The 14198-nt window shown below is 47.2% G+C and carries 15 protein-coding genes and 1 pseudogene; 7 read left to right on the forward strand and 9 right to left on the reverse strand.

Going from position 1 to position 14198, the window contains the following annotated elements:
- Window positions 1–129: 129 nt before the first annotated feature.
- The 3 genes from ACXX82_RS14475 to ACXX82_RS14485 all read right to left on the reverse strand — a co-directional run bounded on the left by ACXX82_RS14475 (window position 130) and on the right by ACXX82_RS14485 (window position 1968).
- Window positions 130–576, reverse strand: coding sequence for a hypothetical protein (locus tag ACXX82_RS14475; protein ID WP_458563145.1), 447 nt, complete (start codon window positions 574–576; stop codon window positions 130–132).
- Window positions 566–1351 (reverse strand): nuclease-related domain-containing protein, encoded by a 786-nt coding sequence (locus tag ACXX82_RS14480; protein ID WP_458563146.1) that lies wholly within the window; start codon window positions 1349–1351, stop codon window positions 566–568. Before ACXX82_RS14480 ends, ACXX82_RS14475 begins: the two co-directional genes overlap by 11 nt.
- Before the next feature lie 422 nt (window positions 1352–1773).
- Complete coding sequence (locus ACXX82_RS14485; protein WP_322235917.1) at window positions 1774–1968, reverse strand: hypothetical protein; 195 nt, start codon at window positions 1966–1968, stop codon at window positions 1774–1776.
- Window positions 1969–2229: 261 nt separating this feature from the next.
- Here ACXX82_RS14485 and ACXX82_RS14490 point away from each other — a divergent pair, with 261 nt between their 5' ends.
- The gene (locus ACXX82_RS14490) at window positions 2230–3360 is read left to right on the forward strand and encodes a DUF3800 domain-containing protein (protein ID WP_458563147.1); all 1131 of its coding nucleotides are present in this window, start codon (window positions 2230–2232) and stop codon (window positions 3358–3360) included.
- A gap of 303 nt (window positions 3361–3663) precedes the next feature.
- Here ACXX82_RS14490 and ACXX82_RS14495 read toward each other — a convergent pair whose 3' ends face one another.
- The gene (locus ACXX82_RS14495; RefSeq protein ID WP_458563148.1) at window positions 3664–3972 is read right to left on the reverse strand and encodes a DUF4359 domain-containing protein; all 309 of its coding nucleotides are present in this window, start codon (window positions 3970–3972) and stop codon (window positions 3664–3666) included.
- 389 nt (window positions 3973–4361) lie between these two features.
- Here ACXX82_RS14495 and ACXX82_RS14500 point away from each other — a divergent pair, with 389 nt between their 5' ends.
- Window positions 4362–5006 (forward strand): DJ-1/PfpI family protein, encoded by a 645-nt coding sequence (locus ACXX82_RS14500; RefSeq protein ID WP_458563149.1) that lies wholly within the window; start codon window positions 4362–4364, stop codon window positions 5004–5006.
- A gap of 91 nt (window positions 5007–5097) precedes the next feature.
- Here ACXX82_RS14500 and ACXX82_RS14505 read toward each other — a convergent pair whose 3' ends face one another.
- Together ACXX82_RS14505 and ACXX82_RS14510 are read right to left on the reverse strand one after the other, a co-directional pair.
- Window positions 5098–5688, reverse strand: a complete 591-nt coding sequence (locus ACXX82_RS14505; protein WP_323505752.1) for a putative pterin-binding protein — start codon at window positions 5686–5688, stop codon at window positions 5098–5100.
- 291 nt (window positions 5689–5979) lie between these two features.
- A complete protein-coding gene (locus ACXX82_RS14510) occupies window positions 5980–6561 on the reverse strand; it encodes a TMEM175 family protein (RefSeq protein ID WP_458563150.1) in 582 nt (193 codons plus the stop codon).
- A gap of 286 nt (window positions 6562–6847) precedes the next feature.
- On the opposite strand from ACXX82_RS14510, the gene ACXX82_RS14515 reads away from it, so the two are divergent.
- A complete protein-coding gene (locus ACXX82_RS14515; RefSeq protein WP_323505750.1) occupies window positions 6848–7789 on the forward strand; it encodes a bestrophin family protein in 942 nt (313 codons plus the stop codon).
- A 118-nt stretch (window positions 7790–7907) separates the two neighbouring features.
- Here the strand turns inward: ACXX82_RS14515 and ACXX82_RS14520 are convergent, their stop codons facing one another.
- Window positions 7908–8246 (reverse strand): hypothetical protein, encoded by a 339-nt coding sequence (locus tag ACXX82_RS14520; RefSeq protein ID WP_458563151.1) that lies wholly within the window; start codon window positions 8244–8246, stop codon window positions 7908–7910.
- A gap of 229 nt (window positions 8247–8475) precedes the next feature.
- On the opposite strand from ACXX82_RS14520, the gene hpaR reads away from it, so the two are divergent.
- The gene (gene hpaR / locus ACXX82_RS14525) at window positions 8476–9015 is read left to right on the forward strand and encodes a homoprotocatechuate degradation operon regulator HpaR (RefSeq protein ID WP_323518914.1); all 540 of its coding nucleotides are present in this window, start codon (window positions 8476–8478) and stop codon (window positions 9013–9015) included.
- 91 nt (window positions 9016–9106) lie between these two features.
- Here the strand turns inward: hpaR and ACXX82_RS14530 are convergent.
- Window positions 9107–10433, reverse strand: a pseudogene (locus ACXX82_RS14530) (efflux transporter outer membrane subunit); the annotation flags it as partial.
- A gap of 168 nt (window positions 10434–10601) precedes the next feature.
- Here ACXX82_RS14530 and ACXX82_RS14535 point away from each other — a divergent pair.
- Window positions 10602–11768, forward strand: coding sequence for an HPP family protein (locus ACXX82_RS14535; RefSeq protein WP_322235934.1), 1167 nt, complete (start codon window positions 10602–10604; stop codon window positions 11766–11768).
- A gap of 345 nt (window positions 11769–12113) precedes the next feature.
- On the forward strand, window positions 12114–12974 hold the full coding sequence (locus tag ACXX82_RS14540; protein ID WP_416348506.1) for an oxidoreductase: 861 nt from the start codon (window positions 12114–12116) through the stop codon (window positions 12972–12974).
- Window positions 12975–13059: 85 nt separating this feature from the next.
- Here ACXX82_RS14540 and ACXX82_RS14545 read toward each other — a convergent pair whose 3' ends face one another.
- The gene (locus ACXX82_RS14545; protein ID WP_458563152.1) at window positions 13060–13215 is read right to left on the reverse strand and encodes a hypothetical protein; all 156 of its coding nucleotides are present in this window, start codon (window positions 13213–13215) and stop codon (window positions 13060–13062) included.
- Between the two features lie 110 nt (window positions 13216–13325).
- On the opposite strand from ACXX82_RS14545, the gene ACXX82_RS14550 reads away from it, so the two are divergent.
- Window positions 13326–13475, forward strand: coding sequence for a hypothetical protein (locus ACXX82_RS14550; RefSeq protein WP_322235938.1), 150 nt, complete (start codon window positions 13326–13328; stop codon window positions 13473–13475).
- Window positions 13476–14198 lie beyond the last annotated feature (723 nt).

Raw genomic sequence — 14198 nt, forward strand, 5'->3', positions numbered from 1 at the left:
CAACGCATGATCTCCTCGCCCAACTTCGGCTACCTGTTCTGCGCCATCTTTTCCATCGAAAATTCCGGTCAACTATCTATTTGTTTTATTTAATTAATATACAGCGGTTGTTGTCCGGAATTGGCGTGCTTATTTAACAAAATACTTCGCAAATAAATCACCATACCCCCAAACGAATGCGCCCCAAATAGCGAGGAAGGTAACGGCCCAACTAATACTATATTGTTGTTTATTGAATATATTGTATAGCCACCATGATTCTGCAAACGCGCCGCCTCTAATAGACTCAAGAAAGTTATTGATTCTAAATTGAGCAAATGCACAAAAAATAGAAGTAATCGCACCGCTCCGCTGAAACCATAACGCAACAGATTCACTACTAGGTTTTAATACTGAATAAACAGCTAATATTTCAACAGAAATGGCGGCGATACAGAGAATTGTAATAAAGTACAATTCTGCTTTAAGTTTTGTTGCAATTTCGATTGTCATTGGAAAATAAACCTCTAAGGTCTTCAGAGAGCGGGCTTCGCCCGCAACCAACTCAGGTATTACTTCGCCGCAGTCAACAGTCAATTCTTAATGTTGTTGTGTAACGGCAGGCAGGAAATTTCGTGCATCCCTTGAATGTCGATCCGGCATTTACACCGGACTTGACCCTCCGCAAGATCAACAAACTTCCGCATTTCGGGCATGCGTTGCTGTTGGCCTTTTCAGTGACAATCGATTTCACATGTTTGACATGCTCACGGCCGGTCTTAAACGATGCAGATTTTCTGCCGCTTCGAATACGTTCGATAGCGTCTGCCACCTGACGGGTATCTAGTACTTGCTGATTCACGGATTTAATGTACTTGATATAGCCACCGGCTTGGGTGACATTCTCCGGCATCGGCGTTTTAAAGGTACTGTCCCCAACAAACACGATGACCGAGTGAATCAAAGAGCTATCTAGTTCAAGAAGCGTTTCGAGCGCTTTGACATGCTTGTAATTTTGATGCAAAGGATTTTGGAATTTTGCGGTGTGCTTATAAATCTTCTGCGTCCACGTTTTTTGCTTGGCATCGCCAAAAATCCAGCCCTTCATGTTTTTCGTTTCAATCACAAAGATACCAAACCTTGACACGATAATGTGATCAATCTGGGTAGTGCCGTCCTCAACGGGCAAGGTCACGTTCTTGATGAGATGGTAGTCCTCACGGTTCAAAAAATATTTCGCCGAGATATTGACGATGGCCTCCCCCATCACGCCCTTGAACCAAGGAGATTTGACTACCGCAGCGACAAGCAGAAGTGGGATCAAATACCAACAACTATGAAAAACTTGGCCGAGTATAGGAGTGAAGTCCATTTTTTTATTTGTATAGTGTCGAACAGATGCGTCTTGAGTTGTGCATACGACGCAATCAGTTGAGAATTCGGGTGATCGTTGATTTTACTGCAAGAACGGTTGGATAGTCTTGCTCCTTTAATCACTTAGGATCAACTGATGCTTTTCAACCCCGTGCAAGTTCTTGCAACCCCTTCCCCATTCACGCATTCCACCAAGCACGATGCATCCCCGCACGAGCTGATTAGCAGACATCTCAATGGTGATTGGCGCTTTAAATTTTACGGAAAACAGAATTGTCGTATTTGTATACTGATAAACGGCGGCTGTTATCCGTGACGACGGTAACTCATACCAAGTTGTACGAGATGCATCTGAGATTCCAGACAACTATCTATTCTTTTTTTTAATCAATAGACGGCAACAGTTGTCCCGAAAAAGCTTTACCTAACATCCTGTTGCAATTGTTCGACCAGTTCTTCGACCAAATAGCGGCGGTGGGGTGGCAATTCTTGGATTTTAACTGCGAGATTAATCACGTCTTGTGGTGGCTTGCTCACACTTTTCGAGACTCCTTCTTTCACCACCTGAATTAATTTCGCTGGCGATGCACCGTAATGCAACCAATGTTCATCCACCTTCAGCCATTTCCTAAGAGTGGGCGATCAAGTCGAGTGAGTTTGGTACGACGATGCGATTCAGTGGCGTGCAATATACGATGCTGCGATTTTGAAATATACTGCATTACCGTTAATGACAGCGCTGCTGCGAACATTGGAGAACCGGCTTTTGGCAAGCCTCATAGTGCTTCAAGGGGCTGCGCTGGGCATCGCCGCTGCTCAAAGGCCTCGACTTGAGGTGCGGGTAGCACTGACATCCACAGACCAGAAAATTTTTCCATGCCGATCACCATTGATGTCAACAACTTCCGCAAAAACGTACTGAAGCAACTTCGCGGAGCCAATGATAAGTTCGTCATCTACTACGATGAGATCAACAATATTCGTAAGCTGCACCTAAAAAAGGATGGACCCAACGACAAAAGTATGAAAAATTTCGTCCTTGGGGGTATTGCTCATCGGGCGCTGACATCGCTCACGGGAGAGGCTGAGCTTCGTTCAGCTCTTCGAATTCAGGAATCGGCAGTCGAATTCAAATTTGAACATATTGCCAAAGGCGACTATATGGACGTCCTGAATTCGGGCAAGCTCACTACCGTCTTTAACTATCTTCTGAAGAGTAATATCTATATCCACTACACCAATCTAAACATTGTGTACTGGTCGCTGGTCGATATTATCGAATCGCTGCTCACTGAGAAAAGATTGATGAGCTTCGCGGCTTATCATAGGGAAATCAAGAACGAATTTTATGCTATCGTGACCAAGGATATCTTGGGGTTTCTCGACATATTGGACAGCTATGGCTATCCGAACATTGATCGGCAAAAGACCGGCGATTTCGCAAGCGCGGTTCTCGAGTTTTTGAACACCCATGCTCCCGCTCCTCGGACTGTTTTCGACGGCATGCTTAAATCATTGTTGACGGAGGCCGCTAAACTCGACGAACTGGCCTTCTTGGTCAACCACCGCGACAATATACTTATCGACAGCTTGCACGATTACTTTGTGAGGCCGATGTATATCTTCAAGAAATCCACCCACATTTTTGATGAAGAGCTGACTGTTCAGCAGAGCCTCAGAAAATTTAAGTTCATGAACGGATCTAAAGAAATTTCCTTTTCTTTTAGAGACTCGAAAACGACTTTCGGTATCCAGCTATCCGATGTGGTGTGCGGCTTGCTCAGCAAGCACTTCAATTTCATTGAGGAGCACTCGATGAGTGATCTGCTACAAAAGAAGGCAAGCTTCAACGATACCCAACAAACTAATCTGACTCTTTTAGCCAAGTTGATCAACGTGTCGGATACGATCAGCAATGGCTTCGTTTATCGCACGGCACCGCTGGACAGCGATTTCAAACATGAGAGTTTCACCTTTAATCACTCGTGCCCACCTTATCTTAACTGAGAATCTTCTCTCCTCTTTTTGATCAAACAGGTTGGGTTGTTAACTGTATATGATTTTATGCGCCATCAACAAACATACCTCCATCATGCGAACCGAGAAGATATGCCGCTTTACCGGCAAGCATGACCTTGTTCCATTAAATTCGTTAGTCATTGATCTAGAAAGGAAGTCAGTTTTTTTTTTGTCGATGGGCTGAATGCCCTCAGATCATCGTCGTAAATTCTGCGATTACCGAAGCAGGTTGATACGAGCTGTTGATCTGAAGCGGTGTATTGTCAGAATGTGCAGCCGTCAAAGTGAGCATCATCTTTTTAGTGGTTTTGATATCTGAAAGAAGTTACCAAGGATGCCTAAAAATTTTAGATGTTGATTTCCCAGATTTGAGTCGTAAGTGCTAAACAGAATGTAATTATTTCTCACGGTGCTGCTAGCTATGAGACTGCTAGCCAACCCTCCAAATAACGTTCCCAGTGTTCGAGCTACTTCATCCTTTGTATTGGCTTCCTGAGTGATTGTTTGATGAATGTGTTGCTCGTAGCTGTCTAGTTTTGGATTTGTAAATGCCAACAACCCTACAATCGCTAGCACTACGATGGTTGATGATAGTTTCATTATTTGCACCTGGAATTATAAATTATGGAATAGTGGCATATCTGGTCGAAAAGTTAGTAGCTTTCTGAGTTCACGATTACATCCGCATATAAATTACACTAGGGTGCACCGCTTCAGACTTCAACTTGCTGGTGATGTCTCTTCTTCGCTTAAGCCGAGGTAACGGAGTCTACACGTCGGTTTAGAAATAGGAAATATGATCTCGCTATTGACTTTGTTGTCGCCTATATAAATTTACAGGCCGCGCCGTCCCTAAACCTCCGACCCATCCCGATCAGAATTTGGCATCCCGTGCATGACGCTAAAGCTCTTGAACCTGTTATTCTAGACAAGGAAGTCACGATCAAAATGGCCACCAACAAACCCATTTTTAAACCTAAAGCCCAACCATGCACATAGCTATTTTGACCTTCGATGGCTTCAACGAACTAGATTCATTAATCGCCTATGGAATGCTCAGCCGGATTTCGCTTTTGGGTGATGCCAATTGGAAGGTGAGCATTGCTAGTCCTACCGCGCGCGTAACATCAATGAACGGCCTAACGATTGACGCTCACATTGATTTGAACGAAGCTAATTCTGCCGATGCGGTGTTGATAGGCAGTGGCATGAAGACGCGGGAAGTCGCTGGTGATCTATCCATACTCAGCCAAATACAGCTCGATCCTGAACGCCAGTTAATAGCGGCACAATGCTCCGGAACATTTTTGCTTGCGAAGCTCGGCTTGTTAGGCAAAACACCTGCGTGCACGGATACAACTAGTAAGCCATGGGTGCAAGCTGCTGGAATAAATATCTTGAACCAGGCATTTTTTGCGCAAGGTAATGTGGCAACTGCTGGCGGATGTTTGTCGGCGCAATACATTTTTGCGTGGATGATTGCGCGGCTGAAGGGAATGGCAGAGGCGAAAGAGGTGCTGCATTATTTTGCGCCTGTGGGAGAAAAAGAAGAATACGTTACCCGCGCACTGTCTCATATCGAGGAACACTTCCAGGAGCATTCATCTACATTAAAAACGTTGAATGCGTCATGAATTTAAAAAGTGTATATGGAAGAATGCGATTTTGTATCGGCCTAGCGCCAAGTTAAAATTTTTGCATAGCCGCCGATAGTAGATCAACCTTCTAGGCAATACTTAATTCAAGGTGATACAGCGCCCAAGGGCACAAGGAAAACCGCGCTGACAGCGGTCTTGCCATCATGTCGGGGAAACTATTTGGCGCGTACACGGCCCACAACGGTCCCAATCCTCCTAAGGGAATTGGCTGTCCATCCAGATGCGTAGCAACGATAAAGCGATATTTTCGTATATCGGACAATGGGACCTGCACCACATAACCATCGACCGCACGTAGTTTGACCGCTGTATTTCCGGGCAATGCTTTGTCGGCCGCAGCGGTGATAACATCGGTTAGCAGTGGCCCACGCAATCTATGCGGTTTGGCGTCGTATTCCAGGGTGGGATTTATGTCGACGGCAGGTAAGGAAGTCAGGGCTGCGAAATTGAAAACATATGCCTTGTCGAATTGTATGTTTTGCTTGTGCATCATTTGATCCAGTGCTGGATCTAACGCGCCACGATTACCTTTGCCGATTGCGCCGCTGATCGTCAATAGTGTTGGGCCGGTTTCTTTAATGGATTCTGTTCGTTTTTTTGCGAAAGCCGGGACAGAGGCCACACCCAGTGCGGCGAAGAGAAAGTTTCTTTTTTTCACGCTGATCTTTCGATAAATTAATTTGTAGTGGTCGTTCGCCAACCCGTGTTGAACTGCACTTTGAATAGACTAACTTTACGACGAATTTGGTGAAGTTTGTGGTCTTGAAATAGCGACGTTCACGGATACCTAAAAATAAACCAAATCTATAATCTATAGATATTATCTTATGCTTTAAAAGCAGATATTCGTCAAAATCACTTCAAATGCTTAGTCAAATTTTCAATCGTTTCAGGCCCATTGTTCCAAATACATTAAGCTTCGATAAAAAAAATACCTTTACTCATTATTTTAAATTCCTTTCTCAATCACTTTTTCAATTCGCCTGTCAGGGATTAGCCACATGATTGCGACCAGAACATACAGCGCCAGCGCGACCCATCGATTGGCGAAGGAGAGGGGTATGGCGATAGCATATCCCACTACTGATAATTTGCCTTTCGTATCGCTCCCGATAGCTTTGGATAGTGGCGAATCTTTTCCATGAAGCTTGATCAGGCTGCGACTGAGTATGTAGTAGGCAATGCCAGCCATCAACAAAACCACGCCATATAGCGCAGTTGGCACCTCGGAAAAGTGGTTTTCGCCCATCCATCCGGTGGCAAATGGGATAAGTGAGAGCCAGAAGAGAAGATGCAAATTCGCCCAAAGAACAGGGCCGCTGATCTTCTGCACAGCATGCAGCATGTGGTGATGATTGTTCCAATAAATACCGGTATAGACAAAACTGAGGATGTAACTGAAGAAGACTGGGTAGATCAGCCGCAGTGAAGCGAGATCGTCGCCGTGCGGGACTTTCATCTCAAGCACCATGATTGTGATGATGATGGCGATCACACCGTCACTAAATGCTTCCAGGCGATTTTTACCCATTCAGAGTTTCCTTTGCAAGTTTGTTTGTAGGCAACTGAAGAAAGATATTACCTCATTGGAATGATCGGAATAAATTGATGTAATGCGTTGAAAACTGCTCGTTGTATATATCAGCAGGGCTACTAATGATGCAATTAACACCGCCATCATCTGAGCCAATAACAAAGCCATCAATAGAGCTACTAAGCCCAGGACATTTTTTCCATAATGAGATAGATTGACGCGTTGTCGGCAATGTCACTATAATTACTCACATGTTAGTGAAATTAAAAAATAGAGATTCCAAATGATTATCAGAGATCGGCCGTCCGGATTCAGGCTGTTTTTATTGCTCCGCGGATCGGTGATGCCGCGAATTCTGCCGTCGTTGATTGTCAACACGTTAGTTGCCACTGCGGTGACGCTGACGCATGGCGATTTGTTTGACCTCAAAATTACACTGACCACGATTCCGTTTACGTTGATCGGACTACCAATAGCGATCTTTTTGGGATTTCGTAACAATGCGGCCTATGACCGGTTTTGGGAGGGGCGCAAATTATGGGGTGAACTGGTCCATAGAAGCCGGAGTTTCTCGCGGCAGTGTCAAAGCTTGATTTCCTATCCGGAGCCTGCCGTCGCAAGTCTAGGCCTGGCGGATACGCGCGTACGCATGATCTATCGTGCGATCGCTTTTGCGCATGCTTTGCGCCACCATCTGCGTGATTGCAACATCGATACGGAGCTGAAAAGCTTGCTCCTTGAATCTGAATGGCACCAAATCGACAAGTCTTCAAACAAACCAGATTTCCTCATGCTGAAAATGGGTCTGGATTTGCAGCGCTGCATTAAAGAGGGACGGATAGAGCCATGCCTGGCTGTCCAGATTGATGCCAGCTTGTCTTCGATGGCGGCTGCTGCCGCGGCTTGCGAGCGCATAAAAAGCACGCCGATTCCGTTTTCTTACACGCTGTTATTGCATCGTACGGCCTACATATACTGCTTTCTTTTGCCGTTTGGTTTGGTCGATTCGATTGGGTTTATGACGCCGTTTGTGGTCGCTATCGTAGCCTACACATTTTTCGGCTTGGATGCGTTGGGCGATGAGATAGAGGAACCATTTGGCATGGAATCGAATGATCTGCCGCTAGATACGATATGCCGAACAATCGAAATTAATTTGCGTGAATCGCTTGCTGATGAAAACATTCCACCACCGATGAAAGTGGTCAATTATTGCCTGACTTGATTCAGAAAAAATCTTAATTTTCGCTGCGACAATCGTGTACTACCAGTGCTATGGCTTGCTGACATATAAAGCTTTGCAGATGAGGTTAATGCAAACTGAATAACATTCGATATGAAGGCTATTGCTGTTGCATGCGAAGCCACAGTTGACGTTGCATTTGATTTTGCAGGCGCAGCCACAGTTGACGTTGAAGTTGACCTTGCAGGCGCAGCCACAGTTGACGTTGTAGTTGACCTTGCAGGCGCAGCCACAGTTGACGTTGCATTTGATTTTGCAGGCGCAGCCACAGTTGACGTTGTAGTTGACCTTGCAGGCGCAGCCACAGTTGACGTTGCATTTGATTTTGCAGGCGCAGCCACAGTTGACGTTGCAGTTGTTTTTGAAGCGGCACTTGACCTACCCCGTCATTGGCGCTGCCAAGTGTTTTAGCCATCAGGCGGGAATTGTGGGGAAACATGTTTGAGCGAAGCGAGTTCGTTTCTCCACCCGACTGATGGCTAAAACGCTTGGGGACCCGCAGGGCAGCGTCTCTGCGGTCGCCTTTTCTTTGGTGCCTTTCTTTTGGCGAAGCAAAAGAAAGACACTAGCTGCCGGTCTACCACCGGCAAGCACCCACGGAGCAGTAACCATATTAAGTAACGAAGACCGTACTTAATACGAAACCGGAGAACACCCTGAAACATCGCATCGTCTATCGAAATCTCCCGCAACTTTTTCTAAAAGCGCGGGAGCGACTAATGTCTCACTTTCGCCCCATTCTGAATCACTTCGGCCTAACCGAACAACAGTGGAGAATCCTGCGTTTGCTGGATGAACATGGGCAGCTTGAGCCGCGAGAACTGTGTGAGATGTGTCAAATCCTCAGTTCCAGCATGACCGGTGTCTTGACGCGTATGGAAGAGGTTGGGCTGATCAGCCGCAACGCGGTGGCCGATGACCGGCGACGCGTGCTGGTGCGGCTGGCACCCAGTGGCGATCAGCTAATCAGCGAAATCGCGCCGTTAATTGACTTGCAGTATCAGCATATTGAACAGGCTTTTGGTAAGCCGGTGATTGTGGATCTGTTGAATGCGTTTGAAGGGTTTATTGCTGCTGAACCAGAGTCGGTTCTACACGTTACGTTATCTCAAAGATCGACTGATTTGAGGGCAGTTAAGGGCCAAGTCAAACGACCGGAAAAAAGCGAGATTCACTTTGCTAATGGTCGTAAAGGAAGAAAAGAATAATAGTCGGTCATCGAGAGCCGCGTCAAAGATTGACGGCCAATAAAAAAGGCTGCCAGACCATAAATACGATCGGGCAGCCAAGGGATACTATTTATTTTGCAGAAGCAGTCGCGTTTGCAGCCGTCGTGGCATTAGCACCGATATCACCCACCGCATCGGCAGGACGTGGCTGATCGCCGGTGTGCTCAATCCAGCCGCCTCCCAAATACTGATACAAATCCACCAGATTGGTTAGCCGTTGCAGACGTGCGGTGATCAATACCAACTGCGCGTTGTAGAGATCGGTTTGCGCGGTCAGCACGCTGAGATAATTATCTACCCCATTGCGATATCGCAGATCGGATAATTCCAGTCGGCGGCTTTGGGTCTGTGTATAGCGTTCTAGCGACATGATCTTGCTGTCGTAGGTGCCGCGAGCGGCCAGGCCATCGGCTACTTCGCGGAACGCGCTTTGGATTACCTTTTGATAATTGGCGATTTCGATGCGTTTTCCTACTTGCGCCAATGCGAGGTTAGCCGGGTTGGTACCACCACTGAAGATCGGTAACGAAATTTGTGGTGCGAACGACCACGCACGCGATCCTGAGCTGAACAGTCCACCAAACGACGGCGATAGCGTACCAAGCGTGCCGGTTAGTGAAATCGCAGGGAAGAACGCCGCCCGCGCCGCGCCGATGTTGGCATTCGCGCCAAGGAGCGTCTGTTCGGTTGCTGCGATATCGGGACGGCGTATCAGCAGATCAGAAGGCAGACCGGCGGCAATATCGGTGAGCAAATGTTGGCTATCGAGCGGCAGGCCGGCTGGCAGATCGTCTGGCAGCGGTTGGCCGACCAGTAAGACCAGTGCATTTTCAGCTTGTGCACGTAGCCGCATTTGCGATTGCAGATTGGCAGATGTTTGTTCCAGAATGCCTTGCGACTGACGTAAGTCGAGTTCTGATTCAGTACCGGTGTCGAATTGCAGTTTGCTGATACGGTATGACTCTTGGGTGCTTGTCAGCGTGTTGCTTGTGACTACTAACTGATCGTCATACGCGAGCATGGTCAGGTATTGGGCGGCGACTGCTGACAATAACGAAATTTCGGCGGCTTTACGTGCTTCGGCGGTGGACAGATATTGCGCCAGCGCCTGATCTTTCAGACTACGTATGCGACCCAAGAAGTCGATTTCCCATGATGCGTTGAGACCGACCGAATAGGTGGTCAAGACCGTCTTTCCAGAAGAGGAAAGATCCAACGGCGTGCGTGATCGATCTTTCGAAGCATTGGCATCGATCGATGGGAATAGTCCGGCGCGTGACTTGATAGCGCGCCTGTGAAGCTTCGACGTTGGGCATTGATACGCGCAAGTCGCGATTGTTTTTAAGCGCGAACTCTTCGATCCTTTGCAGGCGTGGATCGGAGAAGAAATTACGCCAGTGCCAACTTTTAAAGCAGTGAGTTGCATTAAAAATAATATATCGTAATGTGTTATATTCGCCAAAATAAAAAAATCCGCCAAATACACGCTAATAAGTCGTTCGCTCGTCGATGCGTTCGTCAATGCGTATTCCTTTCACAATTTTTCAGAACAGCGTTATTTAGCGATGATCAAAAAAAACTTTATATGGCTTTGGGACATTCTCACGCGTTTCGACGGGGTTGATCGTTTTGAGCGGATGCGTGCTTGTTCCGGAGCCTTGATCGGGATCACGCTGACGGGTGCGTGCAGCTATTTAATGTTGGGTAATTCATCGGCGGCGTTATGGTTAATTGCCCCGATGGGCGCGTCTGCGGTGCTGCTATTTGCGGTACCCGCCAGCCCGCTGGCTCAGCCCTGGTCGATTGTCGGTGGTAACCTTTGTGCCGGATTGATCGGTGTCACCTGCGCCAAGCTGATTGGCGAGCCAGTGCTGGCGGCGGGGTTAGCCGCGGGTCTTGCCATTGGGGCCATGTTTTGGTTGCGCTGCTTGCACCCGCCCAGTGGCGCGGTGGCGCTGACGGCAGTTCTCGGCGGCCCTGCAATTCATCAATTGGGTTATACCTTTTTGTTGGTTCCAGTTGGCCTGAATACTTTTTTGCTCTTGCTGACAGCGATACTGTTCAACAACGCTACCGGACGCCGCTATCCGCATATCGCGTTCAAAGATCATAGCAACCAGCATGCACTGAAAGACCCGGAGCCGACCTCGCGCGTGGGTTTTACGCCGGATGATCTGGACGTTGTGTTAAGCCGGTATAACCAGGTACTCGACATTAGTAGGGGCGATCTGGAGAAGATATTTCTGGAGACCGAGATGGAAGTGGCGCGACGCAAGTTTGGCGTCGTGACATGCAAAGAATTAATGTCCCGGGATATCGTTAGTGTTGATTTTGCCACTGAGTTATTAACGGCATGGAATCTGTTGCGGACGCACAAATTGACAGCGATCCCCGTTTTGGGAAGAGGCCGCCATGTGATCGGCATCGTGACGAAAGCTGACTTCGTCAAGCATATCGAGCTCAAGCATTACGGTCAGCTGGCTAAAAAAATAAGACAGCTTTTACGCGCCATTCCACGGGCGCATTCCAGCAAGCCAGAAGTGGTCGGTCAGATTATGTTTAAGGACGTTACGGTTGTCAGCGAGCATCAAGCGATTGTGGAACTGGTTCCTCTAATGTCGGATCGCGGATACCATTCAATACCGGTGGTTGACGATGATGGTCGCTTAGTGGGAATGCTGACGCAATCAGATTTGATCGCGGGCTTGTATAAAAGCCATTTGCAGATGTGATGTGCAAACCTTTTGGCCGGGCTGGCGGCAATTAATCCAGGTAAGAAAATCAATACACGAGCACCGACAGCCATCTGTTAAGGTGGTGAATTTCTGCACTCCATCATTGCCATAAAGTGCTTCAAGCAATATATTGGTATCGTTGCCGTTATAGGAGCCGAACTGCGGAGCCGAACTGCGAAATGTTGAAAATGTTTTCACGTTTTTTACTTACTGGCGTCGAAGAATCTTAATTATTAGCTCTTTCTCATAGACGTTTGACTGTTTGCCAACCGTCGCCGCGACGATGCAGTATACTCTGCAGTAGATTTGGTCACATTCCACACCATTGTTGAAAGGTTGCAAATGACGTCCGAAATTTCTTTATCAGATTCACCCGTTTGGTTCATCACAGGTTGTTCAACCGGCTTTGGTCGTGAGTTGGCTTTACAGGTCCTCGCACGCGGATGGCGCGTTGTTGTGACCGCACGTGATCAGGCCCGCGTCGCTGATTTGGCCGTAGGTGCGAACGGTCATGCTCTAGCGCTGGCGCTGGATGTGACGGATTCTGCTCAGATCACTGCCGCAGTGAAAGCAGCAGAAGATCATTTTGGCGCAATTGATGTGCTGGTCAATAATGCTGGCTATGGCTATCAATCCTCGGTCGAGGAAGGAGACGAAGCGGAAATACGGGCACAATTCGACGCCAATGTATTCGGTCTGTTCGCCATGACGCGGGCGGTGCTACCCGGCATGCGTGCGCGCCATAAAGGGCATATATTGAATATCACGTCCGTGGCTGGCAAAGTCGGCTTTCCTGGCTCCGGTTATTACGCCGCCAGTAAGCATGCTGTAGAAGGTTTTTCAGATTCTCTGGCATCAGAAGTGGCTCCACTCGGTATTCACGTCACCTGTATTGAACCAGGCCCTTTCCGCACTGATTGGGCCGGTCGTTCTTTGAAGCAGACGCCGAACCTGATCGCGGACTATGCCGATACTGCGGGTGTGCGTTTAAAGGGCACAGCCGCTTCCAGTGGCGACCAGCCTGGTGATCCGCAGCGTGCAGCGGCAGCGATGATTCTCGTCACAGAAACAAAAAATCCACCACATCATTTGGTGCTTGGTACATTTGGTGTTGACGCCGTCAGCAAGAAACTCAAAGCTGGCCTGGAACAAATCGAAGCATGGCGTGCTACCAGCATTGGTACTGATTTTCCGAAGGAATGATACGAAGGAATAACGCCCAATGCCCTTCGTACCAGACAGCCGTTAATTTCTCACGGGCTAGTATGTGCAGAGTAGCAACATGTATTTAAAAAAGAAGCCCCATCACCATCTGGTTGTGGGGCTTTTTGTTGATTAAAGCGGACGCTGGCATGCTTGTAGGCCTGTATTTGACTATCCAGACCGCTTCTGCACGCAACTGGCTGGACGGGTAAAATTTAGTATTGGTTTTTTTGTCATTCATATGGGTAATTTTTCCTCAACCCGATGGGAAGTTTTCATGCGTCGTACCATTTGAATTTGTAGGTGGTTCATAATAGGACGACGTTCATGACATTGGATCAGGAGTGAATAATGCATACACCTCAAGAACCGCCACCAGACGAAATTTCGCCAAATAAACCCGTTCCGGATACTCCGCCGCCGGTGCAAGATCCACTTCCGGGTGGCTTTCCTATGCCTATTCCTATTCAGGAGCCACTCCCTGACACTGACCCACTTTAACCGGAATGTCTAAGTCAGACTACGATTGTGCAATTGTCTTATCACGGTATTGAGTGTTATCACACACAAAGTATGTGCGTGCAAAATACTGGTGATTGGCGGTGATGTCGCGTGGTGTGTTAAATTAATTCCTTTATTAAATGAAATAAAAATTTGAAAGGTTCGCGATGGCAATTGTTCGACTTTCTCCGACTGAAGTTCAAGTCGATGACATAACCTATGTGTTCGCTTCCGCTGATGATGGGGATGCTTTTGAATCTTGTATGGCGACTGCCGATGCGCCATTTTGCGCGGCCGAGCATCCGCCATTGAGTACCAGACCAAGCGATGCAAAATAGTATATTGCGAGCGACGGTGTCGGCTTTTTAGCGGCACCAATTTTTGAATCATATGCGCCATCAACATGTGGGTAAAAGCACGTATGGACGTCATTGAAAAACGATCCAGCATTGACGCAATCGGTTACAAAAAAATATAATATGCTTAGTTATGCACCGATGTTCCGGTGATCATCCATGGCAAGATGATGCTAATTTAAGTCGATAAAAAATAGCATTAACTAAAAAATGACAGACATCGTATTTCTACATGGCGTCTGTATCAATACACTAAATACCTGCGTTGTTACCTGGCAATAATACCTTTAGGAAGTATATTTTTTGTGGCCTTTAATTCAATCATTGAATTTATTGCATCGCAGATAAGTGACTCCTCGCCTTCAAA

Source organism: Glaciimonas sp. GNP009 (assembly GCF_054343755.1).